The 20615-nt window shown below is 62.0% G+C and carries 21 protein-coding genes; 8 read left to right on the plus strand and 13 right to left on the minus strand.

Annotated elements, in window-relative coordinates; all coding sequences use genetic code 11:
• Positions 1–36: 36 nt before the first annotated feature.
• From QN085_RS10035 to QN085_RS10055, 5 genes are all read right to left on the minus strand, one after another.
• Positions 37–801 (minus strand): DUF2182 domain-containing protein, encoded by a 765-nt coding sequence (locus tag QN085_RS10035; protein ID WP_285690709.1) that lies wholly within the window; start codon positions 799–801, stop codon positions 37–39.
• A complete protein-coding gene (locus QN085_RS10040; RefSeq protein WP_285690711.1) occupies positions 782–1417 on the minus strand; it encodes a DUF1326 domain-containing protein in 636 nt (211 codons plus the stop codon). The genes QN085_RS10035 and QN085_RS10040 overlap by 20 nt, the downstream gene beginning before the upstream one ends.
• A 122-nt stretch (positions 1418–1539) precedes the next feature.
• Positions 1540–2340, minus strand: a complete 801-nt coding sequence (locus QN085_RS25840; protein WP_352230953.1) for a DUF6708 domain-containing protein — start codon at positions 2338–2340, stop codon at positions 1540–1542.
• Between the two features lie 104 nt (positions 2341–2444).
• Positions 2445–3245 (minus strand): DUF6708 domain-containing protein, encoded by an 801-nt coding sequence (locus tag QN085_RS10050; protein ID WP_285690714.1) that lies wholly within the window; start codon positions 3243–3245, stop codon positions 2445–2447.
• Positions 3246–3259: 14 nt separating this feature from the next.
• The gene (locus QN085_RS10055; protein ID WP_285690717.1) at positions 3260–6520 is read right to left on the minus strand and encodes a T6SS effector BTH_I2691 family protein; all 3261 of its coding nucleotides are present in this window, start codon (positions 6518–6520) and stop codon (positions 3260–3262) included.
• Positions 6521–6765: 245 nt separating this feature from the next.
• Here QN085_RS10055 and QN085_RS10060 point away from each other — a divergent pair, with 245 nt between their 5' ends.
• Complete coding sequence (locus tag QN085_RS10060; RefSeq protein WP_023660823.1) at positions 6766–6933, plus strand: hypothetical protein; 168 nt, start codon at positions 6766–6768, stop codon at positions 6931–6933.
• Positions 6934–7029: 96 nt separating this feature from the next.
• Positions 7030–7209, plus strand: coding sequence for a hypothetical protein (locus tag QN085_RS10065; RefSeq protein WP_169775263.1), 180 nt, complete (start codon positions 7030–7032; stop codon positions 7207–7209).
• Between the two features lie 349 nt (positions 7210–7558).
• Here the strand turns inward: QN085_RS10065 and QN085_RS10070 are convergent, their stop codons facing one another.
• The 3 genes from QN085_RS10070 to QN085_RS10080 form a co-directional block, all read right to left on the minus strand.
• Positions 7559–8323 carry a hypothetical protein gene (locus tag QN085_RS10070; RefSeq protein WP_023660824.1) on the minus strand — a complete coding sequence of 255 codons (765 nt, stop codon included), beginning with the start codon at positions 8321–8323 and terminating at the stop codon, positions 7559–7561.
• A gap of 64 nt (positions 8324–8387) precedes the next feature.
• Positions 8388–9665 (minus strand): bifunctional O-acetylhomoserine aminocarboxypropyltransferase/cysteine synthase, encoded by a 1278-nt coding sequence (locus QN085_RS10075; protein WP_013972022.1) that lies wholly within the window; start codon positions 9663–9665, stop codon positions 8388–8390.
• 169 nt (positions 9666–9834) lie between these two features.
• Complete coding sequence (locus tag QN085_RS10080; RefSeq protein WP_024086756.1) at positions 9835–11592, minus strand: OPT family oligopeptide transporter; 1758 nt, start codon at positions 11590–11592, stop codon at positions 9835–9837.
• Positions 11593–11758: 166 nt separating this feature from the next.
• On the opposite strand from QN085_RS10080, the gene QN085_RS10085 reads away from it, so the two are divergent.
• Both QN085_RS10085 and QN085_RS10090 read left to right on the plus strand, forming a co-directional pair.
• Positions 11759–12205: a DUF8462 domain-containing protein gene (locus QN085_RS10085; RefSeq protein ID WP_015269926.1), complete on the plus strand. Its 447-nt coding sequence runs from the start codon at positions 11759–11761 to the stop codon at positions 12203–12205.
• Between the two features lie 172 nt (positions 12206–12377).
• On the plus strand, positions 12378–12539 hold the full coding sequence (locus QN085_RS10090; RefSeq protein ID WP_024086757.1) for a hypothetical protein: 162 nt from the start codon (positions 12378–12380) through the stop codon (positions 12537–12539).
• A gap of 80 nt (positions 12540–12619) precedes the next feature.
• On the opposite strand, the gene QN085_RS10095 is transcribed toward QN085_RS10090, so the two are convergent.
• Complete coding sequence (locus QN085_RS10095; RefSeq protein ID WP_024086758.1) at positions 12620–13591, minus strand: GlxA family transcriptional regulator; 972 nt, start codon at positions 13589–13591, stop codon at positions 12620–12622.
• 130 nt (positions 13592–13721) lie between these two features.
• On the opposite strand from QN085_RS10095, the gene QN085_RS10100 reads away from it, so the two are divergent.
• A complete protein-coding gene (locus tag QN085_RS10100) occupies positions 13722–14363 on the plus strand; it encodes an HD domain-containing protein (protein WP_013972026.1) in 642 nt (213 codons plus the stop codon).
• Between the two features lie 116 nt (positions 14364–14479).
• Here QN085_RS10100 and QN085_RS10105 read toward each other — a convergent pair whose 3' ends face one another.
• The 3 genes from QN085_RS10105 to QN085_RS10115 form a co-directional block, all read right to left on the minus strand.
• Positions 14480–15466, minus strand: coding sequence for a 5'-nucleotidase (locus QN085_RS10105; RefSeq protein WP_013972027.1), 987 nt, complete (start codon positions 15464–15466; stop codon positions 14480–14482).
• Between the two features lie 84 nt (positions 15467–15550).
• Positions 15551–16042 carry a DUF1543 domain-containing protein gene (locus QN085_RS10110; protein WP_013972028.1) on the minus strand — a complete coding sequence of 164 codons (492 nt, stop codon included), beginning with the start codon at positions 16040–16042 and terminating at the stop codon, positions 15551–15553.
• A gap of 214 nt (positions 16043–16256) precedes the next feature.
• Complete coding sequence (locus QN085_RS10115; protein ID WP_041506093.1) at positions 16257–17171, minus strand: LysR family transcriptional regulator; 915 nt, start codon at positions 17169–17171, stop codon at positions 16257–16259.
• 94 nt (positions 17172–17265) lie between these two features.
• Between QN085_RS10115 and QN085_RS10120 the strand changes: the two genes are divergently transcribed.
• The gene (locus QN085_RS10120) at positions 17266–18441 is read left to right on the plus strand and encodes an MFS transporter (RefSeq protein WP_013972030.1); all 1176 of its coding nucleotides are present in this window, start codon (positions 17266–17268) and stop codon (positions 18439–18441) included.
• A 153-nt stretch (positions 18442–18594) separates the two neighbouring features.
• Here the strand turns inward: QN085_RS10120 and QN085_RS10125 are convergent, their stop codons facing one another.
• Positions 18595–19218 (minus strand): glutathione S-transferase family protein, encoded by a 624-nt coding sequence (locus tag QN085_RS10125; RefSeq protein WP_023662501.1) that lies wholly within the window; start codon positions 19216–19218, stop codon positions 18595–18597.
• A 197-nt stretch (positions 19219–19415) separates the two neighbouring features.
• On the opposite strand from QN085_RS10125, the gene QN085_RS10130 reads away from it, so the two are divergent.
• The gene (locus QN085_RS10130) at positions 19416–19718 is read left to right on the plus strand and encodes a DUF3077 domain-containing protein (RefSeq protein ID WP_031325298.1); all 303 of its coding nucleotides are present in this window, start codon (positions 19416–19418) and stop codon (positions 19716–19718) included.
• A 78-nt stretch (positions 19719–19796) separates the two neighbouring features.
• Positions 19797–20519: a hypothetical protein gene (locus QN085_RS10135; protein ID WP_023662503.1), complete on the plus strand. Its 723-nt coding sequence runs from the start codon at positions 19797–19799 to the stop codon at positions 20517–20519.
• Positions 20520–20615: the final 96 nt, after the last annotated feature.

Consider the following 20615-nt stretch of genomic DNA (forward strand, 5'->3'; position numbering starts at 1 on the left):
CCGCTGGACCCCGCCCGGGTAGGCCCGGGCGGGGTGTCAGATATGCGGCCAGAACGCCAGCAGCAGACCACCAGCGATAAGCAGGGCGCCGCTGTAGCGGCGCCAGGCCGCGCCCAACCGCAACACTTTCTCCGCCAGAACCAGCATCGCCAGCGCGGCCATGCCCCACAGGCTCATGGCGCCAACCACCAGCAGCACCAGCATCAGCGCCCAGCAGCAACCGATGCAGTACAGGCCATGCTGCAACCCCAGCCTCCAGGCACCGCCAAGGCCCGGGCGTACATGGTGCTGAAGAAAGAACAGCGGGCTCTGGCAATGCTCCAGGCAAGCGGCCTTGCCCTGGCTCATCTGGTAGCCACCGGCCAGCAGAAGCAGTAGCGCACCCATGAGCGGTGGCAGGCGCAGGGTCATGGGATCGAGCCAGCCAAGCCATTCGCCAAGGGCCTGCAGCAGGGTCATCAGCAGGGCGAAGCCACACCAGAGCAGCGCATAGGCCGCGCAGAACAGCAGCAGCTTGAATGGGCCGGCGCTGTCGAGCACCAGGCAGCGTCGGTAAAGCAGGAACACCGGCAGGGCGGCCGGCAGCATCATCGCCTGCATCATCGCCAACCACATCAGCAGGGTCAGCGCGCCCTGGCGCGACCACCAGGCGGTGGGTGGCATCTGCATCTCGCCCATCGCCGCCATGGTCGTTGCCTGCTCGACGTGCCACCACCAACCCAGCGCGCTGATCATCAGCACCAGGGCGCCGGTCACCAGCGCGCCCGGGGCTGGCCAGCGGCTAGCCGCGGATGATTCCATTTGGCCCCATATCCAGGTCGTAGAGCATGGCGTTGCGCCCGGCATAGTCCAACTTCACCGCCCCGGAGCAGTTGAAGGTGGCGCTGGCGCAGTCCGTCTCGCCGAACTCGAAGCCCTCTGGCAGCACCAGCCTGGCCCGGTGCACCGATCCGTCCACGGGGTTGCGGATCGGCTCGGCCCGGCCATCCAGCACCCCGGGCACGTGGATGCTGGCGGTCAGTGCGGCACGGTCGGTGTGCACCTCAACCGGCACGAACTGCGGTGCGTGCATGGTCTGCACCGTGCTGGCAAAAATGGCGAAGAAGGCCGTGGGTTCCTGCTCCTGGCCGCTGAGAATGGTCAGCAATGCCTGGCGCTGGGCATCACTGGCGCGTTCATCGATAAAGGCCTGGCATTGCCCACCGCCCTCGTGGATGGGCCCAGGCCAGGCGAAGGTGCAGGCCACATTCAAGCCGGCCAGCGACACCTCGTCGAAGTACCCATCCTCGATGTGATAGCCCACTGCCGCTTCGCAAGTGCCATGGGTGGGCAAGGCATTGAACTGGCAGGGGCAGCCATAATCGCAGTTGCAAAGGTCGACCCCTGCGCCGCGCAATCGCCAATCGACATAAGCCATGATCCTATCCTCGCAAACAAGTGCCACTTGTTAGTTTAGTTCCGGATCATGCCGCCATATTTAGATAGATTCGGCATCTGTCACGGGCCGTATAAAACCACTGCTTCAAAGCATCGGCCTTCTCAGTCAGATGGGGCAGTGCGGGATTCACGGTCAATGTCCTCCGGCCAATGAACCTTGGGTGCCAGGCAATGCATGTGGCTCAGGCCATCGTCATCGTTCCAGTCACGGGGTGGGTGTACGAACGCTGGCAGGGCTTCTGGGCCTTGCTGCATGAATAGCCGGGCGATAGCCCAGTAGGCTTCGCCTTGGTACAGGTCATAGGTGAAGAACACACGGTCGATAACTTCGTTGGTTTCCGGGTTGCGGACCGACAGCATGACGTTTTCGATCAGGCCACCGTGGCCGGGGGCGTAGACTCGGTAGACTTCGGCGGTTACATCGTCCCAGTTGTAGGCGACCGGTTTGACGCCCCAGCGTTTGCGACTGAAGATGAAGATACGGTCATATCGAAACTCATAAATGTATATCTTTTGGCGGAGTCGATTGAAGCGAATTGGCTCATCTCTAGGCGTAACCAGATCAAGTCTGACATAGGGAATCAAAGCCCATAGTATTGCCGGAGGAAAAATTATTGATATGTTTATTAGCCAATCGCGCTGCCAACCGTCATGTAAAAGACCCCAGTAGAAGCAAAGCGTCAATCCTAGAATAAAAATCAAGCCCGGAACCCCAACTAAAAATATGACGCCTCGGAGGACGGTGCTGCTCCGTGGTAACTCGAGATATACATCATCGAAATAATTGGGTGCCGGCTTGACACTCGCCCATACGCTCCGCCATTTTGGCACTTCATCCACCTTGGGAAGGTCATGACTCCAGCCTAAAGCACGTTCGCACAAAACTTCATCATCACGTTTCACTCGTTAATCTTCTTTGCACAAACCCCAATGTACCCACTTGGCATCTAGGCAGAGCGTGTAGCAGCAGGGTGCTTACCGTGCCCTCAGCACCTCGCGCTAAGGTTTTAGACGACTTCATCTGTTGTCGGTGCGCTGCGAGACTCCAAGTCGATTTTCGCTGGCCATCGGACCCTGGGGGCGAGGTATTGCATAGGGTTCAGACCATTGCCAATCTTCTGACCCTGAAAAGGGAGTAGAGAGTCAGGAAGAGCGTCATAGCCACTTTGCATGTACAAACGTGCCAGTGCCCAATACTGCTTGCCTTGCTCTATGTCGTCACACAGGAACAGGCGGTCGATGACTTCCTCGGTGTCTGTTTTACGAACCGATATCATTACATTTTCAATGAGGCCGCCGTAGCCCATTGGGGCGTATACCCTGTAGACCTCGGCAGTTAGGTCGGCCCAGTCATAGGCCACGGGTTTTACCCCCCAACCCTTGCTGCCGAAGGGGTGTAGGCGATCAAACCTGTACTCGTAAAAATAGACTTTTTGGCGTGCTCTATTGAAGCGTATGGGTTCATCGCGAGGAAGTCGTAGGTCCATACGAAACAATGGAAAAAAAGCCCAGGTTGAAAGAGTTACAAGCATGATGCCTATGGTCGTAATTTCAATTCCCGATTGCCAGTCATGGAGGAGGGAAGTGACGATGTCGGGGACGATAAAAGTCATTGTATAAATTAAAATAATCAAGCCTCCAAAAAAAGATATCCCTCGCGCGCTGACCGATGAACGGGAAAATTCGATGAATATACGCCCGGCCCGATTGATCTTTAAATTGGATGCCAAAGACACCTCGCGCTGCGTGGGTGCAGTATCATTCGGGGGAAGATCATATTTCCAGCCAACCCCTCGGCTAGGCAGCATATTTCTTTCTCCTTTCATGCATTCAGTTCTGTGGAAACTACCTGAACATATACGTTAGGCATATTTCGATCAGGCCAAAATAACAAGGATAGCGTCACGGCAGTAATAGTAGGGTTGTCAATGTATGGAGTCAGATCGAATCTTCCAAAACATTGCCTGATACTCACGTTCCCAGCAGTTGTAGCGACTACGCGATCAGTTTCATTCTGCTCAATACTGCTGGTTTCGTAATCCGGATGTTTGAGTGGGTTGTATTGCTCATTCGAACGGCTTATCATTTCCTTCTTGGTGGTCGCGGGCAGATTTGATGCGCTACCTATAATGACTTGGCCTTTGGCGTAGTCGGGGAACAGGCCATCACCTTGGCGGTGAGCTTGCAATTCCCAGTAAAGGCCTGAACTTTTCTCGTTAAAGTAAGGAAGGGTAATTAAATAACTTACACGTTGTTGGACAGTTAAGCCTAGTGTGCTACCCACCGTGGTGTTAGATAGAATGCCTGAAATGTCAGTTTCGAATTTAACGTTTGCAGTGATACCCAATACAGCAGCATTGAGCTCTGCTAAGGCTAGATCCGCATATTCAGGGACGTTCCAGTGGACAACCGGTACCTCGTTAGCCTTCCCGAAGTAACACCGTCTAACCCAACGGTCGAGCGGTGACGACTCGTTCTCCTCGGCCCACTTGCTTAATGCATATGCACCCAAGCCTGACACCAGTGCTATGCCTAACACCCCTAGCAATAAGGGTTTGAAAACTGCAGCAACCGAAGCAACTACACCAATGCCAAATAAAAGACCTGCGTATTTATAGAGTCTCAATGCGCGATCATCACCATTTTTTGCTGAACGGCCTACAGCGCTTATGGCTTGTAAAGCGTCAAAAACGCCAGATCCTGCATTGATAATCGCTCCGATTCTAGCTACCACACGTCCGATTTTTACCAAGTTTGTAATTTTATGTTCAGCAGCAAAAGACAGCGTTCGCATACGCTGGATTTCTGAAGCTCCAGAAATTACAACCAACCCAAGCGCTTCAATGCTTCCGCCCAAGATGCCTATTCGTACGCCATTCAAGGCCATCATGGCTTCCGTGGCTTTGGGCCCGAGTTCCGCTTCAGCTTTCGCTTGGTTCCTATTCAAACTATCACTTTGCAAATAAAGTCCTCCCATCGCCAGCAACAACTCCCAGCTACCCACCACCCCCCGCAATCCGTTAAAGCTGGTCCGTACCAACTGCGTCGCCTGTTGAGAAGTGATCCGCAAACCTTGCAATACCTTGCGTGCATTTGTGTCCAGCGTCCCCGCTGCCACCGAGATATCCACCAAGGCAAGCTGCGCCGCGCTGCTCGCCTGGGTTACCCCCATGCTGGCCTCCTTGAACAACCGCCCATGCACTTCCTCGGCCTTGCCCTCGACCCACACCGTCACGCTGATCATCGAATTGGTGAACTGCGGGTCGAGCACGGCCAGGCTCATCAGCCCGTGCTGGATGATCGGCCGCACCTTGCGCATGGCCTTCATCGAGCCAAACTCGAAGTCATCGATATTGCGGTGCATCCGGTCCCGCGCCTCGGCGATCGACGCGTTGGCCTTATGCTGCAACTCCCGGAGGTGGGCGCTCTGCAAGGCGTAGTACTCGCCCAGCTTCATCTTCACTTCCAGCTCGATCAGGTGGACGCCGTTGTAGAGGAACTGCGTGGCGCTGTTCAGGTGCCGCACGGCCTTCTGAATACCTGGCGACAGACATGGCGCCAGCCGCTGACTGGCCGCATTGAGCGCACCCTGCGTTTCCGCAATGGCCTGCTTGAGGGTATTGCGCATGCGCAAGCCGGCGTCATCGCTGGCGATGATCTTGCTCAGCATGCCGTAGAGCTTGTCGCTGTCGTTCCAGTTGATCGCTTCTGTGGCGGAGAAACTGGGCAGCAGCCCGGCCAGCAGTGCCTGGTCGCGTATCAGCAAGGCGCGGTAGGGCGGGCTGTCAGGGTCCTGCAGCCATTTCAGCCAGAGCAGTTCGCTGGTGCCGGAAGCGGGAACATGCGGTTCAAGACGGGGGACGACAGCTTCCGTAACCCCGCCGCCCAGGCACAGGGCCATGGTCTTGGCGTAGGCCACCCCGGACTCACGATCGTTACCGTCGTAGTCGTATGCCTCGGCCACCTTGAACATGGGCGTATCGAACAAGGCAACGTACGCCTGGGCATCCTTGTCGATGTAACGCTGAAACTCACGCTCCTGCTGCTCATATTCAGCCTGGAACGCGGCCCGCTGCGGTTCGTGGTAGCGCTCTTCAAGCCGCTCGTCACTCTCCTGCTGCGCACGCTCGACCAACAGCTGCCGCTCGACTGCCGGGTCGGTGAACACCGGCGGCCCATCGCCCGTCATCGGTTCCAGCGACGGCACCTTCTGCGCCGCCCATTCCCTGTGCGTGGCACGAATGATCTGCAGGATCTGCGAGGTCTGCAACTGATAGGCCCGCATCGGTTCTTCACGCCAGGCCTGACGCTTCAGTACCCAGTTCAGGCGCTGATGGTTGTACTCCTGAATCAGCCCGACGGTGTCGTCGAGCACCACCGCCAGCACGCCGTTTTCCAGCTGGTGCCGGTTGATCGCATTGACCAGATAGCCGCGCAGGGCGAACCGGCGCAACCAGCGGCTGTGGAAGCCGTGCGCACTGTCGAAGGGGGCGCAGCCATGCTGGGCATACTCGAACACCTGCTGGTCGACCCCAAGCTTATCGGGCGTCATGGCGATGCCCAGCAGTTCGGGATTGCTGCGGGCCTGGATCAGGTCCAGGCCCTCGAAGCGATGCGCAGGCGACGCGCCGCTCTTGTAGGCGTTCAGCACGCTCACCGGCCAGGCGTCACTGGAGAAGGCCAGCCAGGCGCTGGTGTACCTGCCGGTATCGAGGTTGAGAAAGGCCGAAGGAATGTCGTGATCTGCGTTCACGCATTTTTCGGGCAGCGGCGAAGGCGGGCCATCTGGCGGCTCGTAAGGGTTGAAGCGGCGCAGATGACCTTGCTCGCTGACGGCATAGGCATGCCAGACCTGCTGGTCGAGCAGCACATACAGGAAGCCCCTGCGCAAGGTGCGCAAGCCGATCTTTGTCGAGATATGCCGGTTATCCGCCACGGTGGAGACACACTCGGGGCGGGCATCGGGCACCAGGGCGCGGCGCAGCGGCAGGATCGGCAGGCCCTGGCGCTCGCAGAACATGCACTGGTCGTGCGGCAGCCCGGCTTCGGCGATCGCGAGGGCAATACGTTGGCTGATGGTCATGAGCGATCCTAGTGTTGGACAGGTCCTTGTCGACCCCTGAACACTAACGGGGAATCGCTTTCCAGAGAGGCTTTGGGCTTCCCAAAACCTTGTAGGAAACGTCTCTGAATAATGGTTTAGCTCTATATGGGGTCATGATCGGTACCCCGGCCTTTTGCGCCACCTGTCGAGCCCAAGGCACTGCTGGTGTCCGTTTTCCGTCCGATCTGTATGCGCGATCAACGCGCAAACCCAGGAGAACGTCCATGGCAAACGATCAGAATGACCCCGGCCTCGAGCAAACCGAATCCCAGCCCGGCAGCGGTGACGGAGAGGTCCCGCTACCTTCGGATGACGAAGGCCCGATCGAGGAGGAGATGGAGGACGTGCAGGCAAACAATTCGGTTTCTGCCGAGCACCCGCAGCCTCGCTGACGGGATTTGGCCAAAACGAATGCGGTTCACATCTTTCTTGCGAGGTATGCAGCGATGAGCCCCAACCCGAATGCACAAGGCGGCACGAACCCGGAAATGCCCACTTCACCCGACCCGGCCGTTGACCCCGACCGCCCGACCATACCCGACCCTGATGACGACCCGCTCATGAACGAAGAAGAGGGTGGTGATTGGCAGGAGGAAGACAACTTGGCTGATGACGGCCGGCAGAGCGTGGAACAGCCTGCGGTAGACCTGGATCAGCGCAGGGAATGACCATTGATAGGGCAGGCCCCTGTGGGAGCGGGTTTACCCGCGAAGAATCCAACTCGGTGTATGGCACCGGCTGCGCCGGTGTTCGCGGGTGAACCCGCTCCCACAGGTACTGCGGCTGCCTTGAAGGTTGTGGTGATCCTGTGGCTGCCTTGAAGGTTGTGGTGATCCTGTGGGAGCGGGCAAGCCCGCGAAGAATCCAGCGCGGTGGCTGGCACCGGCTACGCCGGTGTTCGCGGGCACGCCAGCTCCCACAGGTACTGCATCTGCCTTGAAGGTTGTAGTGATCCTGTAGGAGCTGGCTTGCCTGCGATGGGCTGCGCAGCAGCCCCCTGGCATGCGCGCCGGTGTATCACCCCCGTCGCAACGCAGCCGCCAGCCCCACGGTCAGGACCACGGCACAAAGCATGGCCAGGCTGATGGTAATTGCGACACCCCAGGCATCGAGCAGCCCTGCCAATACCAGATAAAACGCAATCACCCCCACCGCCCCGATCGCATTGCCCCGCACCATCGCCGCCATTCCTGCACGGCCAGTCTGCACATGGGCGAACACCACTAGCGGCCAGGCAATCACCGGGATCGGCGCCAGCATCCCGCTGGTCGCCGGGCCCAGCCAGTTGGCCAGGCTTGTGGTGACCATCAGCAACGAAGTGGCAGACACCATGCGCAGAGGGATTTCCCAAAATCGATGCCGGGGCCGGACCAGGGTGTCCGGCCTGGGCTCGCGGCCGCTGGCGCGTATCAGCACGCCGATCAGCACCAGCGCCACGGCAATCGACAGGTACAGGTTGCCCCCGTGGGTAAACGCGTAGGCCGCGACGCCATAGAACAGCATCGCCAGCAATACAGCCCAGCCGATGCCGAGCCTGCGTGTGGCGAACAGGTAGAAGGTGTACGTGGCCTGCACCGCCGCCAGGCCGCCCAGCGCGCCGGGCACCGCACCCAGGGCAAAGGCTGTGCCCTGTTCCAGGCACAGGAAGGTCATTACCAAGGCCGAAGTGATCGGCAGGCCGGACAGCAACCCGCCGAGCAGGCCGCCCCAGCGACGGGAGGCGAGGGAGATGGCCCACATCAGGAGCGGGGTGACGATCAGCTTGAGGTAGAACAGGGTCATCGCAGGGCTATCCAGATGTGCGAAAGGTGCGCCCGCCGTAGGCATTGGGTAGGGCGCAGATGAATCAACCGCGGCTGGCCTCCAGCGCCTGGGCCAGGTCGGCGATGATATCGTCGCTGTGCTCGATGCCGATCGACAGGCGCACCATGTCCCGTGGCACGCCGGCCTTTTCCAGCTCCTCGTCATTGAGCTGGCGGTGGGTGGTAGAGGCGGGGTGGCAGGCCAGCGACTTGGCGTCGCCGATGTTCACCAGGCGCACCACCAGCTGCAACGCATCGATGAAGCGCGCACCGGCCGCCTGGCCGCCCTTGATGCCGAACGACAGGATCGACGCTGGTTTGCCGCCGGTGTAGCGCTGGGCCAGTTCATGCTCGGGGTGGTCAGGCAGCCCTGCATATTTCACCCACGCTACCTGCTCGTGGGCTTGCAGGTAACGGGCGACCTTCAGCGCGTTCTCGGTGTGGCGTTCCATGCGCAATGCCAAGGTTTCCAGGCCTTGCAGGATCAGGAAGGCGTTGAACGGCGACAGCGCCGCGCCAGTATTGCGCAATGGCACCACGCGGCAGCGGCCGATGAAGGCGGCGGGGCCGAAGGCTTCGGTGTAAGTGACACCATGGTAGGACGGGTCGGGGGTGTTGAGCAGGGCGAAGCGCTCCTTGTTGTCCGCCCAGGGGAACTTGCCGGAGTCGATGACGATGCCGCCGATGCTGGTGCCATGGCCGCCGATGTACTTGGTCAGCGAGTGCACGACGATATCGGCACCGTGCTCGAACGGCCGGCACAGCACCGGGGTGGCCACGGTGTTGTCGACGATCAGCGGCACACCATGGCGGTGGGCGGCCTCGGCCAGCGCGGCGATGTCGACGATATTGCCGGCAGGGTTGCCGATGGACTCGCAGAACACCGCCTTGGTGCGCGAATCGATCAGCGCTTCGAGGGCGGCGATGTCGTCATGGGCGGCGAAGCGGGTATGGATGCCCATGCGTGGCAGGGTGTGGGCCAGCAGGTTGTAGGTGCCGCCGTACAGCTTGGCCACCGAGACAATGTTGTCGCCGGCCTCGGCGACGGTCTGGATGGCGTAGGTGATGGCCGCCATGCCCGAGGCCACCGCCAGCGCGCCAACCCCGCCCTCCAGGGCGGCCATGCGCTGCTCGAGCACGTCGTTGGTGGGGTTCATGATGCGCGAGTAGATGTTGCCGGCCACCTTCAGGTCGAACAGGTCGGCGCCGTGTTGGGTATCGTCGAAGGCGAAGGAAGTGGTCTGGTAGATCGGTACGGCCACTGCCCGGGTGGTCGGGTCGGGGCTGAAGCCTGCGTGGATAGCGAGGGTTTCCAGCTTCATGCAATCGTTCCTTGAGCGTGGGTGGAGCGATCGAGCATGTGGTGGGTGGAGGGTGTGGGTCAAGGGTGAAACCGCGATGGGCTGCTCGACAACAGCCCATCGCGTTCAAGGGCGCGTTAGAACGTTGTAAATGGCGCGCCGGTGCAGCATGGCCCCGCCATGCCAACCGCTACAGCATTCGCACCATCTCCCAGAACGATGCCGCCACCCCGGTAATGCTTTCCCCGGCAATCAGCCCCGCTGCGGCCGTGATCGCAAACCGCTCTGTAACGCTCGGCCAACGGCAACCGACCAGCCAGGTGACCACCGCGCCGAGCCCCATCATCATGCTGATCGATGCCGGCAGTATGAACGCCAGCCCCAGTGCGCCGGTACTCGGCAGCCAACGCGCTACCCATTGCGGCAGCAGGCTGTCCAGCGTGCCCAGCAGGACGCCTGCCGCGCTGCCGGCCACGATCGCCCAGCGCAGCTCCGGCGACAGCGCCCCCAGCCCCTGCATCAGGGTCTGGGCCACGGCCTTCCAGGTTGCCACGGCCGGTGCGGGCCATTGCTCGGTGAGCAGCAGGGTCTGCGGATCGGGAATCAGCACCAGGTACACCAGCACGCCCACCACGCTGCCGATGAGGATGCCCAGGCACTGTGCAATCAGTTGCTTGTGTGGCGTGGTGCCGATCGCCTGGCCAACCTTGAAGTCGTTCATCAGGTCGGTGGCTTGCCCGGCCGCGCCGCCGGCAGTGTTGGCGCTCATCAGGTTGATGGCCACCTGGCCCGGGGCGACCAGGCCAAAGCTGAGCTGCGACAGCTTGCCGATGGCGCCGATCGGCGCAATACCGGTGGCGCCGACCACGCGCGCGGCGACCACCGCAAGGCATATCGCCAAGGGAATGCTCAACAGCGCCATCCACCAGTCGATGCCGAACAGCAACGCCTGTAACGCCACCACCAGCGTAATGGACAATAACAGCCCGCACGCAGGTGCCAGGGGAAACCGCCCACGGGTGTGCGCTGCCCGACTTGCCAGCGGGGCGGTGGGCCTCTGCCGGGGCATTTGCAACAGGCGGACCGACAATGACGTCAGGGTTGCGCATACCATCAGGCTGACGCCCGGCCACAACAGCCATTCCACCAGGGCGGCGAACTGTGGGCCGCTGGCGTTCGGGGCCAATACCACCAGGGCATGGTCGATCAGCCACGGTGCCAGCCCGCCCCAGGCCAGCGCGGCGCCGAACAGCAGCGTCAGGCCCACGCGGATGCCGATGATGCCGCCGAAGCCGACCAGCATCAGCGAAGGGTCGAGCGTGAAGGTCAGGCGCTCGAGCACAGGCGAGGGTGCCCAGCGCGGTATCGTCCAGACAAACCCGTCAATCCACTTCACCAGCCCCGACAGCAACGCGGCGCTGCACAGCACCTTTATCCGCATCATGGCTTCGTGGCCGTGGCGGTAGATCTGCTGCAATGTCTCCAGGGTCGCCATGCCCTCAGGGAACTTCAGGCCATGGTCATCGAGCAGGGCGGGGCGCAGATACCAGGCGATCCAGATGCCCAGGAAGCTCACGGAGAACACCCAGGCCATCATCGGCAGTGGGTCCAGCTGGTGACCGGTGAGCAGGGTATAGGCGGGGATCGGCGCGACCAGCCCGCCAGAAACGATGGAAGCGGCGGCCGAGGCCACTGTCTGGTTGATGTTGCTTTCGTGCAACGTCCATGCGGGCCGGCCCTTGCTGCGCCCCGCCAGGCCCTGCCACAGGGTGAAGCCGACCAGCAAGGCGATGATCGACATGTTGAACGACCAGCCGATCCGAAGGCCCGCGTATACATTCGAGGGTGTCAGCAGAATGCCCAGCACTACGCCGGTGAGCACCGCCCGCGGGCTTAGTTCACGTTCGATGCGAGCCTGGGGAAGGGCGGTGGAGGGGGCATCTCTCATGGCAATCCCTTGTCGGAGTGGTAAGCGCGCTTTGCACAACTGAGCCACTGCTGCCACAAAGGTTCACTGTCGCTTCTGGTTGTGAAAGGTGTCCGGCAATAGCCCGGAAGTGCTAGCGGTTACACCGGCGGGTCTCAAGAAAAGTGCTGCGCACAGGGGCCCGCTCTTGCTGACACTGCCGAATCAAGAGAGATTAGTGAAGTTATCTAAATTCGATAACTTTCCTAATCTTGGTATAAGTCAGGAGTGGGGCAAGCACTCATGGGATGTAGCCTCGCAGAGCCCCATCACCAGCGCTGATGTCGAAACCGCTTCAGAGCAGGCGATTGCCACACTGGATGAGAGCTTCTTCCGGGTGCGCTTTGACCGCCTTACGCTTGCGGAAAAGAAGTACCTGCGTGGCATGGCGGATCTGGGGGCCGGCCCTCATCGTTCTGGTGATATCGCGGCCAGCCTGGCGCGGAAGGTTTCCACGCTCGCACCACTGCGCAGTGCATTGATCGAGAAAGGGATGATCTACAGCCCGAACCACGGTGATACGGCGTTCACTGTGCCGCTTTTCGATGAGTTCATGCGGCGTATCATGCCGGGCGATGATTGGCGGATGGGCTAGCCTGCTCTACAGGCATGCAAGCCGCAATCACAGGCAACGGTCCTCCCCGATTGCCAGTACGACTGTAAAGATATGCAAAGTATCCCTAGGCCATCACGCTGTCACTCTAGAATCCGCCCGCTGCCGAACCTGGTAATGGCAGGCAGCAGATCTAGCGTTGTGGAGCGTTCCAATGAAGTCGAAACACCTTTTCCGCGCAGCCCTGGTTGCGGCGCTGGTATCGGCCTTGTCAGGCTGCTGGATGTTCATGCCGCCGGGTGGTGGCGGTGGTCATGGTGGTGGCCACGGTGGCGGCGGTGGCTTTGGCGGCCATCAGGGCGGTGGCCCTCGCTAAGCTGACCTAGCGATGGAGCGCACAGCCTCGGCCGGGACGCTAAAGCGTACCCGGCGCGAGCGCACATAACACGGTTCATTTCATCCCGACCGCCCAAACCGCTTGCGATACTCCGCCGGCGTAACCCCCACATGTTTCACGAACGCCCGCCGCAACGTATCTGCATTGGCAAACCCGCACAGCGCCGCCACCTGCTTCGGTGCCTCTCGCCCAGCCTCCAGCCGCGCCCGCGCAGCATTCACCCGCGCCAGCTCCACCCATGCGGCCGGGGTCATGCCCACATCACTCTGAAACACCCGTGCAAAATGCCTCGGGCTCAGCCCAACCCGCGCAGCCAGGCTGGCAACCCCGTGGTCCAGTGCAGGGTTGGCGGCCACGTAACGCTGCAACCCCTGCAATGCCGAACGCCCGACCGGTGATGTCCCACCTTGCCGGCTGAACTGCAGCTGCCCGCCAGGCCGCTTGAAGTACATCACCAGATGCCCGGCAACCTGCTTGGCAATATCCCGCCCCAGGTCTTCTTCCACCAGGGCCAGTGCCAGGTCCAGCCCGGCCGTTACCCCCGCAGCGGTACGCAGGTTGCCGTCATGCACCTGAATGGCATCGGCATCCACCTGTACCCGCGGATAACGCTCGGCCAACGGCTGCGCCACGGCCCAATGGGTGGTCACACGCCGGTCATCCAGCAACCCGGCAGCCGCCAGGGCAAACGCCCCCGTGCACACCGAGCCGTAACGCCGGCAAGCGCCCGCGCGTTGCCGCAGCCAGTCGAGAATGCCGGGGCGCAGGTATTGCTCGGCAGCCTGCGGTGTGCCGGCGACCAGCAAGGTGTCGATGGCTTCCAGGTCTTCGCCGATCCAGCCGTCGGCGACCAGGCGCGTACCGGAAGAGCTCACCAGCGGCCCCGGTTCGCAGGCCAGCAACAGCAGGCGATAGGCTTCACGGCCGGCCTGACGGTTGGCTTCTGCGAATACATCGAGCGGGCCGCAGGCATCCAGCAGTTGTACGCCGGGCATGGCCAGTATGGCGACCGTGATGGGGGCAGAGGGCATGGTGGCTCCGGGCGTTGCGCCGCAAGTCCGTAATCCGCCGACAATGGCAGTATTTGGCTGTACAAGTCAATTGAGGACATTGGCCCACGACCGCAGACTGGGCTCGTCATCAACCCACCCAGGAGCGACCATGTCTTCATCCATCGCCGGTATCCAGGTGCCCGACAGCGCCATGGCTCGGGAAATCACCGAGCTCGTCCGTGACACGGCTTCCCCTTTGCTGTTCCACCACTCCAGCCGGGTGTTCTACTTCGCGGCCCTTGCCGGGCAGCGGCTGGGGCTGCGTTACGACAGTGAACTGTTGTACGCAGGCTGCATGTTCCATGACATGGGCCTGACCCATCAGCACAGCAGCGATTGCTGCCGCTTCGAGGTGGACGGTGCCAATGCGGCGCGCGATTTCCTCCAGCGCCACGGCGTGGACGAGCGCGATGTCGAGCGTGTGTGGACGGCGATCGCGCTGCATACCACGCCGGGCATTCCAGAGCACATGCACCCGCTGATCGCCCTGGTCACGGCGGGGGTAGAGACGGATGTGCTGGGGCTGCACCACGATGGGCTGGGGATTGCCGCGCGGGATGCCGTGGTCCAGGCGCACCCGCGTGGGGAGCGGTTCAAGGAGGCGATCATCCAGGCGTTTTACGACGGCATCCGGCACAAGCCGCAGACCACGTTTGGCAACGTGAAGGCGGATGTGATCGCGGACAAGGAGCCTGCATTCCGGCCTGGGAATTTCTGCAGCGTCATTCGGCAGTCCTGCTGGGCGAGCTGAGTAAAGCGGGCTGGTGCTGCCGGTGTTGGCAGGCCCTGGTGCCTGTCAGCTAAACAGATTGGGGCCGCTTTGCGGCCCTTCGCGGGCGTGCCCGCTCCCACAGGTTGCGCATCAGATCAAACCGGTGCTCTCGAAGTGGGAGCTGGCACGTCGAGCGCAGAGTCCGCCGCCGAGCGCTCGCGATTCGCCACCCCGAACGGCACATGCACCATCGGCAAGTCCCCCGCCGGTGACTGCAGGTGGCTGCGCTGGTCATCAAAGAACACATGTGGCTTCAGTATCGACAGCACCCTGGGTTTCTCCATCCCGCCTAGAAAGAAGCACTCGTCCGGCGATACGCCCCAGTCCTTCAGCGTCGTCACCACCCGCTCATGCGAAGGGGCATTGCGCGCCGTCACGATGGCGATCCGCAAGATGCGCTTGTACGCCGGGTCTTCGGCCAACTTGCGGTCCTCGAGCATGCGAATCAGCGAAAGCTTGCGGTACAGGTCCGCCAAGGGCCCCGGCGAATGCGGGATCCCCTTGCGCACACGTTCATGCTCCTGAAACTCGTCCAGGTTGTCGTCGCGCTTGTACACGCGCTCGGCCTCGTCATCGGCAATCACCCCGTCAAAGTCGAAGGCCACCCGCAATTCGGTGTCGATCTCGTCATCGTAGATGCGTGTCGGCAGCACCCGCCCGGCGGGGTAGTTGGCGTCGATGGCTTTCTGTACATCTTCCTCGTTGGCACTTAGGAACAGCGAGGCATTGAACGCCGGGATGTACTCGTAGGGCGAGCGGCCCGACATGAATGCCGCGCGGGTGATGTCCAGCTGGTAGTGGTTGATCGAGCGAAACACCCGCAGGCCGGTCTCCGGCGAATTGCGCGACAGCAGCACCACCTCCACCGGCAACTGCTCGGGGAAGGCCTGGTTGATGCTCAGGAAGCGGCGAATGAACGGGAACGCCACGCCCTTGGGGAAGGGCTCGTCCAGGTTCTGCTGCTGGTGCTGACGGTAAGCCTCGACGCCCTCGGTCTGGTAGATGTCGTCCGAGACGGTGAGGTCGAACAGCGCACTCGAAGCAACGCCGATGACCAGTTTCTGTTCGATGGGGTAGGGCATGAAACAACTCCTGAGCGTGAGCTGAAGGCAAGTGTACCCGTGCGCTGTGACGAAAGCCCTCAGTACCCACAGGCGCTATCGGCATCAGATGAGGATGTAGTCACTACGCACCATCAGCGGCTCATGCGCCCCTTCGACCAGGTGCACGAACTGCCCTGCCACCTGGTCGATCGCCAGGCAGTCGTCGACATCCAGCAAGGCATCGGTATGCGGCTTCAGCCAGTCCGCCTGCATGCGTTGCTTGCCCAGGGCCTTGGCCTCGGTCTTGCTGTGGGCGGTGACCAGCAGGTAGCGGTGGGCCTCGCCGAATACTTCGCGTTCATAACCACCGAGGTTGATGAAGTACAGGCGCAGCGCACCGGGGGCGGGGGCGTGCGGGCGCAGTTCGATGCGCTGGCCGTCGACACCATGCACTTCCAGCCATGAATCGATGTGCAAACCTTTCGGGCTGCCGAACCAGGCTTGGCGCAACTGCGGGTAGGCCTGTTCGAAGGTGTCGGCCAGGGCGAACACCACATCGTGAACTTCGATCTTGGCGCCTGGGTGGCGGCCTCCGAGCATGACGACGTAAAGCATGGGCGGTCCTTTGCGGGGCTAACGTAAGAATGCGGCATTGTACTGCCTGATTCGCGGATGCCGCTTTCATGGAACTGCACAGGACTCACTGAATTAGCAGGGCCCCTGTGGGAGCGGCTTTAGCCGCGAACACCGGCGCAGCCGGTGCCAGGCACTGTGTTGGATTCTTCGCGGCTAAAGCCGCTCCCACAGGGTACGCGTACCGTTTGCGCATTCAGTTCTCTGCGCGACAGCTCCGGCCTGACAGTTGCTCTACCAGAAAATCCACGAACACCCGCACCCGCGCCGGCATCGCCGGGCCGCCGACGAACACCGCATGGATCGGCTCGCGATCACCGGGGTTGTACGCCTCCAGCAACGGCACCAGCTGCCCGTTGGCCAGGTCATCGGCCACGGTAAAGGTACCGATGCGCGCCACGCCGGCGCCGAGCCTGGCCAACTGCGCCAGGGCCTCGCCGCTGCTGCATTCGATATTGCCCGTCACCTTCAACGAGAATGCCTGCCCGTCGCGACGGAACGGCCAGTCGGGTGCGGCGCGGCGGAAGTTGAAACGCAGGCAGTTGTGCCGGGCCAGGTCCTCTGGCACAAGCGGCGTACCGCAGCGCGCCAGGTACTCGGGCGAGGCGACGATCACCTGGCCGGTTTCGCCAATGGCACGGGCGCTCAACGAGCTGTCTGGCAGGTGGCCGAAGCGCAGCGCCACATCGGCCTGGCCGCCGAGAATGTCGGCCACTTCGTCGCTGAGGGTAAGATCGACCAGCACCTGCGGGTAGCGCGCGCTGAACGCCGCCAGCAGCGGCACCACGGTCAGCCGGCCATGGCCCAGCGCTGCGCTGACCCGCAAGCGCCCGCGGGGCACACCCTGGTCGGTGATGGCCTCTTCCACTTCGAGCATGTCGGCCAGCACCCGCCGTGCACCGCGCAGATACGCTTCGCCCTCGGGCGTGAGGGTGATCGCCCGAGTGGTGCGCAGCAGCAGGCGGGTGCCCAGGCGCTGTTCGGTCCGCGCGAGGATGCGGCTCACCGCCGACGGCGTCAGGCCCAGCGCGCGGGCGGCGGCGGACAGGCTGCCCTGCTGGGCCACCTTGGCAAAGATTTCCATCTCTCCGGATCTTCCACTGAAGTCCATTTGTGCCTCATGAGCAAAGGTGGTTCGCAAAAATGCAGTCTAGTGCGGCTCAGCTTCGGATCGTAGCATTTGCAGCACAGATAAGGAGCTTGCCATGCGTATCAATCCACCTCTTGTCGCGCTCGCCATCGGTGCCTTCGGCATCGGTGTCACCGAGTTTGCCCCCATGGGCATGTTACCCAGCATCGCCACCGACCTGGGCGTCTCCATCCCCGCAGCCGGGCTGTTGGTCAGTGCCTATGCGATCGGTGTGCTTATCGGTGCACCGCTGATGACCCTGGCCACGGTGAAGATCCCGCGGCGTTACCTGCTGATCGGGTTGATGGCCATCTTCACCCTCGGCAACCTGATGTCGGCCCTGGCCAGCGACTATGCCAGCCTGCTGGTCGCCCGTGTGGTCACCTCGCTGAACCACGGTGCGTTCTTCGGCATCGGTTCGATCGTCGCGGCCAGCGTGGTACCGCCCGAGAAGCGCGCCGGGGCCGTGGCCGCCATGTTCATGGGGTTGACCCTGGCCACCATCGGCGGTGTGCCGCTGGCGACCTGGTTCGGTGAAATGCTGGGCTGGCGCACGGCCTTCTGGGGCATCGCCGGGCTCGGCCTGGTGGCAATGACCACCCTTTGGTACGCACTGCCTAATGTGCCGTCGCCCAAGGCTGGTGGGGCCATGGCCGAAATCCGCGTGCTGGGCCGCGGGCCGGTGCTGGCGGCATTGCTGCTGACCGTGGTGGGCTCCAGTGCGATGTTCACGGTATTCACCTATATCGCGCCGATCCTGCAGAGCGAGGCGGCAGCGTCCACCACCTTCGTCACGGCCATGCTGGTGTTGTTCGGTGTCGGCCTGACCTTGGGCAACGTGTGGGGTGGCAAGGCGGCGGACCGCTCGATCGACCGTACCCTGATGCTGTCGCTGGCCGTGCTGATTGCGGTGTTGCTGGTGTTCCCGCTGGTGATGGACTGGCCGCTGCCGACTGCGCTGGCGATCCTGGTATGGGGCGCTGCCAGCTTTGCCCTGGTGCCGCCGCTGCAGATGCGGGTGATGGAGGCGGCCAAGGATGCGCCCAACCTGGCGTCGGCGGTGAATATCGGGGCGTTCAACCTGGGTAACGCGATTGGTGCGGCGCTGGGTGGGGCGGTGATCAATGCGGGGCTTGGGTATTCGGCGGTTTCCCTGGCGGGGGCGGCGATGGCGGCGGTTGGGTTGGTGATGGTATTGATGTTTGCCTGGCGTGGGCGGGCGGTGGCGTTGGGGGATCGGGCAGCAGTGTAAGGGCTTGAGATCCTGGGGGCGCTTTGCGCCCCTTTCGCGACACAAGGCCGCTCCCACAGGGAACGCGCTGGCAGTACTTGTGGGAGCGGCCTTGTGTCGCGATGGGCTGCAAAGCAGCCCCACGGTCTTGCCCCGGTCGTCAATCTGTTGCCATCACGGCGTACCGTTACGGCCATGCAGGTGATAGGCCGGGCGCTCGCTCAGCCGCTCGTAATAATCGCGCACGGCCGGCAGGTGCGGGTGCTCTAACGGCGTTTCGAACCAGCGGTTGACCGACAGGCCAATGGGGATGTCGGCCAAGGTGAACTGGCTGCCGGCCACGTAGGCACCGGTGCTTGCCAGCTGGCGGTCGAGAATATGCATGTAGCGCGCCCAGTCCGCGCAGCCGGCGGCCAGGGCCTGTGGGTCCTGGTGGGCCGGCGAGTGCCTGACCAGCGACATGAACGCGTAGCTCCAGGAACGGTTGAGGTCCGAGGCCTGCCAGTCGATCCACTGGTCGATCCTGGCCCGCGCCTGGGCCTCGCCCGGGTAGAACGCGGTGGCACCATAGCGCGTGGCCAGGTAGCGGATGATGCTGTTGGATTCCCACAGGGTGAAATCGCCATCCTGGATCACCGGGATCATGGCGTTCGGGTTCAACGCAAGGAATTCGGCGCTGTCCGTGGGCTTGAAGCCCGCCCCCCAGTCTTCGCGCTCGAACGCGACCTCGAACTCGGCGCATGCCCACAGGACTTTTCGTACATTGATGGAGGAGGCTCTGCCCAATATCCGTAGCATGGTGTTCATCCTTGTGAGGGGGGATTGATCGTCCGTCACTGCCGCTTGGCGGTCAAGAGCCAGCGTGGTGGCGGAGCGTCCTCTTTGTAGGGTTCTTGTAGTCCATTTCCGAAAGTAAGCCTTTCCACCCCCAAGGTTATTGTGGCGGGGCAGGCAGCGCCCTAGTCTCGGCACCCTCGTAACCCGAGGAAATGGACATGGACAAAGACACTCCGAAAGAAGGCGGCAATCTCAATGTCGTGCGTGCAGCGGGTCGTTTTGGCAACGGCGGTGCCGAACTGGTGCAGATGAACGCGCAGTTGCCGATGCGCACGGCATTGATGGAGGCCTCGAGCATCATGGGCTGCATTACCGAACTCACCCGCAAGGCCATCGACCGGCCCGGTGACCGCAAGGCGATGATGCAGGCCACGTACTACCTGGCAGGCATGGCCAAGGCGCTGATCGACGGCCAGTTGCAGCAGTTGCGCCAGGCTCGGGGAGGCGAGCAGGAGCCTTAGTCAGGCTTGCCTGGGGACCATGAACTTGGCACCCTTGGTCAGTTTGAATCTCTGTATCACGACAGAAGGAAGTTCGCATTGAGCTGGGACAAGGTGGGGAAACTCCTCGTAGCCGTGCTGCTTGGCCTGATGGTCCTGCTGGCCGCCTATGGGTTGCTCAGGGGCAACCCGCGCCTGGAGGCATCGCTGACCTATGCCTATCTCACCTATCCCAGCCAGTTCAGCGAACGCATCACCAAAGCCAGCGAACAGCTCAAGTACGAGCAGTTGCAGGGGCGTATCAATGCCATCAGCGAGGGCGGGCTGAGCCACGATCAGGTCGAGCGGCTGATCGAAATGGCCCAGGCGCCGTATGCCCAGCTGTTCGCCAAGCCCTTCGAGGCCGGGCTGGTCGATCACCGTACCGGTCTGCTCATCGAGCTGCGCAACCGTGGTGATGCGCAGGTACGCCAGGTGAAAATCCGCCTGCCGGCGAAAGGCCTGGTGCAGGTGCGCGATGCAGCTGGCAATGACACCATCGTGGAAACCTCTACCATGCAAGCGGACATCCCCACCATCGAGCCGGGTGGCGTATGCAAGGTATGGGTGTATTTCGATGCAGACTATTCGCAGATCCGCCAGGGCGGGGTCAGCATCAGTCACGCCGATGGCAACGCTGACATACAGGTTTACCGCGAGGTCATCGGTATCCCGGCCTGGGTGGCCCGCTACAGCCGCGAGCTGATGATGTTGCTGGGCGTATTGGCGGCCAGCGTTTTGGGCCTGGGGTATGCCTGCCTGTCGCGTCGCCGCGTGGCGTGAGCTTGCCGGGCGTGTCTTCAGGGCAAAGGACATTTGCCGCAAACTCAACAATCGCCCGTTGACAACCCTCTATAGTGCTCGGCATTACAAGACCCA

The sequence above is a fragment of the Pseudomonas sp. M2(2023) genome (genome assembly GCF_030263955.1).
Classification (GTDB): domain Bacteria; phylum Pseudomonadota; class Gammaproteobacteria; order Pseudomonadales; family Pseudomonadaceae; genus Aquipseudomonas; species Aquipseudomonas asiatica.

What these genes read in the sequence shown, in the direction of transcription:
- QN085_RS10100 (WP_013972026.1), top strand. Translation starts at nt 13,722, where the DNA reads ATGTCTTCATCCATCGCCGGTATCCAGGTGCCCGACAGCGCCATGGCT.
- QN085_RS10110 (WP_013972028.1), bottom strand. Translation starts at nt 16,042, where the DNA reads ATGCTTTACGTCGTCATGCTCGGAGGCCGCCACCCAGGCGCCAAGATC.
- QN085_RS10075 (WP_013972022.1), bottom strand. Translation starts at nt 9,665, where the DNA reads ATGAAGCTGGAAACCCTCGCTATCCACGCAGGCTTCAGCCCCGACCCG.
- QN085_RS10055 (WP_285690717.1), bottom strand. Translation starts at nt 6,520, where the DNA reads ATGACCATCAGCCAACGTATTGCCCTCGCGATCGCCGAAGCCGGGCTG.
- QN085_RS10115 (WP_041506093.1), bottom strand. Translation starts at nt 17,171, where the DNA reads ATGGACTTCAGTGGAAGATCCGGAGAGATGGAAATCTTTGCCAAGGTG.
- QN085_RS10040 (WP_285690711.1), bottom strand. Translation starts at nt 1,417, where the DNA reads ATGGCTTATGTCGATTGGCGATTGCGCGGCGCAGGGGTCGACCTTTGC.
- QN085_RS10035 (WP_285690709.1), bottom strand. Translation starts at nt 801, where the DNA reads ATGGAATCATCCGCGGCTAGCCGCTGGCCAGCCCCGGGCGCGCTGGTG.
- QN085_RS10125 (WP_023662501.1), bottom strand. Translation starts at nt 19,218, where the DNA reads ATGCTACGGATATTGGGCAGAGCCTCCTCCATCAATGTACGAAAAGTC.
- QN085_RS10050 (WP_285690714.1), bottom strand. Translation starts at nt 3,245, where the DNA reads ATGCTGCCTAGCCGAGGGGTTGGCTGGAAATATGATCTTCCCCCGAAT.
- QN085_RS10060 (WP_023660823.1), top strand. Translation starts at nt 6,766, where the DNA reads ATGGCAAACGATCAGAATGACCCCGGCCTCGAGCAAACCGAATCCCAG.
- QN085_RS10065 (WP_169775263.1), top strand. Translation starts at nt 7,030, where the DNA reads ATGCCCACTTCACCCGACCCGGCCGTTGACCCCGACCGCCCGACCATA.
- QN085_RS10080 (WP_024086756.1), bottom strand. Translation starts at nt 11,592, where the DNA reads ATGAGAGATGCCCCCTCCACCGCCCTTCCCCAGGCTCGCATCGAACGT.
- QN085_RS10105 (WP_013972027.1), bottom strand. Translation starts at nt 15,466, where the DNA reads ATGCCCTACCCCATCGAACAGAAACTGGTCATCGGCGTTGCTTCGAGT.
- QN085_RS10120 (WP_013972030.1), top strand. Translation starts at nt 17,266, where the DNA reads ATGCGTATCAATCCACCTCTTGTCGCGCTCGCCATCGGTGCCTTCGGC.
- QN085_RS10095 (WP_024086758.1), bottom strand. Translation starts at nt 13,591, where the DNA reads ATGCCCTCTGCCCCCATCACGGTCGCCATACTGGCCATGCCCGGCGTA.
- QN085_RS10130 (WP_031325298.1), top strand. Translation starts at nt 19,416, where the DNA reads ATGGACAAAGACACTCCGAAAGAAGGCGGCAATCTCAATGTCGTGCGT.
- QN085_RS10090 (WP_024086757.1), top strand. Translation starts at nt 12,378, where the DNA reads ATGAAGTCGAAACACCTTTTCCGCGCAGCCCTGGTTGCGGCGCTGGTA.
- QN085_RS10070 (WP_023660824.1), bottom strand. Translation starts at nt 8,323, where the DNA reads ATGACCCTGTTCTACCTCAAGCTGATCGTCACCCCGCTCCTGATGTGG.